Source organism: Ruegeria atlantica, from assembly GCF_947495585.1.
Classification (GTDB): domain Bacteria; phylum Pseudomonadota; class Alphaproteobacteria; order Rhodobacterales; family Rhodobacteraceae; genus Ruegeria; species Ruegeria atlantica_G.
The window spans coordinates 1-2,510 of record NZ_CANLZK010000039.1 but is presented as its reverse complement, the minus strand read 5'-3'; the positions used below and the strand labels follow the sequence as shown (position 1 = coordinate 2,510).

Below are 2,510 nucleotides of genomic sequence, written 5' to 3'. Positions count from 1 at the left end.
AACTCGATGGAACTCCACTTGTTTTCGTCGAGTTGATTCACAAGTGTAACCTGCTCGCCATTCGACAGTGCGATCATGAGGTTGTTGCCGCTACGGCTCACCGACACGTCATTGGCATTCACGTTGGTGAAAGTCAGGGTGTCAGTACGATTGTGAAAGGTGTCATAGTCGGTGATCGAGTACGAACCGTCTCCCAGTGTATGCACATAGTTCTCGCCGTTTTCGGTGCCGATCACGGTACCTCCGGCTTTCATGTCAGCGACCAGTCGGTCGCGTAGCTCATCTTGATTCAGTGTCGTGCCATCCGCGAAAGTGATGAGCTCAATAGATCTCCGCTTATCTTCGTCAAGCTGGCGCACCAGTGTGATCCGCTCGCCGTTTGACAGGGTGAGCGTCAGATCGTTACCCATACGCCCAACACTAACGTCATCCGCATTGACATCCGTGAAGGTCAGCGTGTCACTGCCGCTATTGTTGAATTCGTCATAGTCCGAGATGGAATAGGAGCCATCCCCCAGAGAATGCACGTAGGCTTCGGCATGTTCGGAGCCGATCACGGTGCCATTGGACTTCATGTCAGCAACCATACGGTCGCGCAACTCATCCTGGTTCAGTGTTGTGCCGTCTGCGAAAGTGATGAGCTCAATAGAGCTCCGCTTGTCTGCATCAAGCTGGTTCAGCAATGCAATTTGTTCGCCATTCGACAGGGTGATCGTCAGATCGTTGCCTACGCGCCCGACGCGAACGTCGTCCGCGTTGATGTCCGTGAAGGTAAGTGTGTCATTGCCGTTATTGTTGTACTCGTCATAGTCCGAGATGGAATAGGAGCCATCCCCCAGAGCATGCACATAGGCCTCGATGTTTTCGGAGCCGATGACGGTCCCGCCAGCCTTCATGTCAGCAACAATACGGTCGCGCAATTCGTCCTGGTTCAGCGTCGTGCCATCCGCGAAGGTGAACAGTTCAATCGAACTTTGCTTACTACCGTCGAGTTGGTTCACCAGCGTGATCTGTTCGCCATTCGACAGAGTGATCGTCAGATCGTTACCGATCCGACCAACTCGAACGTCACCAGCATTAACGTCCGTGAACGTCAGCGTGTCATTGCCGCTATTGTTGTGCGCATCGAAATCCAAAATTCTGTAGGAGCCATCCCCCAGCGTATGCGTGTAATCTTCACCAGATTCTGTTCCGAATTTTTCCGTTGAGATTTGCTGAGCGTCGACGACCAAAGCGGCGATGTCTTCAACCGACCAGGTTACGCCATCGGCAAACTCGAAGCTTTCGACGTGATAGACGCTGTTTGAGCCCAATTGCCCAACTATTTCGACATATTCTCCGTTGGCAAGAACAACCCGGAGATCATTTCCAGAACGAACAAGAACAACCTCTTCTGAGGCCACATCGGTGAACACCAACCGATCTGTGCGATTGTTATCGTCCCAATCCCTAATCTGATACGAACCGTCCCCAAGCGTGTGGGAATAGGTCTCGGCAAAATCCGAGCCCCTCACCGTTCCAGTACCACCAGCCTTTTGATCTAACACCGATTTGTCGCGGATCGCCTGTGCCATCAGGATCGTCCCGTCGGCAAACTCGATCTCTTCCAGCGCATTATCGCCATCTTCGGCGAAATGGTCGACAATCCTTAGGTGCTCCCCATTTGCCAGCGTAATGACCAGATCTTGACCGCTTTTGGAGGCAAACCGCACGTCATCCGCATTCACATCCGTGAACACCAGCCGATCTGTACGATGGTTGTTGTCCCAGTCGCTAATGACATACGAGCCGTCACCCATCGTGTGCTCGTAGGTCTCGGCAAAATCCGAGCCCCTCACCGTACCGGAACCCGCAACCTTCTGATCAGCAACAGATTTGTTACGGATGGCTTCGGCACCAAGCACCGCTCCATCTGCAAATTCAATCTGTTCAATTGCATTGTCGCCGTCTTCGGCAAAATGGTCGACAATGCGAATCCGCTCGCCATTCGACAGCGTGATCACCAGATCCTCACCGCTGTTGGACGCGAACCGGACATCATCCGCATTTACGTCGGTGAATACCAACCGGTCAGTCCGGTGATTGTTGTCCCAGTCGCTAATGACATACGAGCCGTCACCCATCGTGTGCTCGTAGGTCTCGGCAAAATCCGAGCCCCTCACCGTACCGGAACCGCCGTCCTTCTGATCTTCAACAGATTTTTTACGAATGGATTCGGTGTTCAGAACCGTGCCATCCGCAAATTCGATCTGTTCGACCGCATAATCCTCGGTCTCGGAAAAATGATCCTGGATCGTGATCCGCGCACCGTCTGGCAGTGTGATGACCAAATCTTCTCCCGATGTGGACATGAACTGAACATCATCCGGGTTCACATCGCTCAGAACAAGCCGATCGGAAACACCCGCATCATTGTCCCCGTCCAGGATATGATCGTCACCATCTCCAAGCGAATAGCGATACGTGTCAGCACCCTCACCACCACGCAAATGATCATCACCAGTAAGGCC

Annotated in this window: 1 protein-coding gene; it reads right to left on the bottom strand. The window is 52.9% G+C overall.

The window, feature by feature from the left end; all coding sequences use genetic code 11:
- Positions 1-2,510: calcium-binding protein (locus QMP16_RS23455; protein ID WP_282154377.1), on the bottom strand; the 2,510-nt coding region annotated here is incomplete at both ends.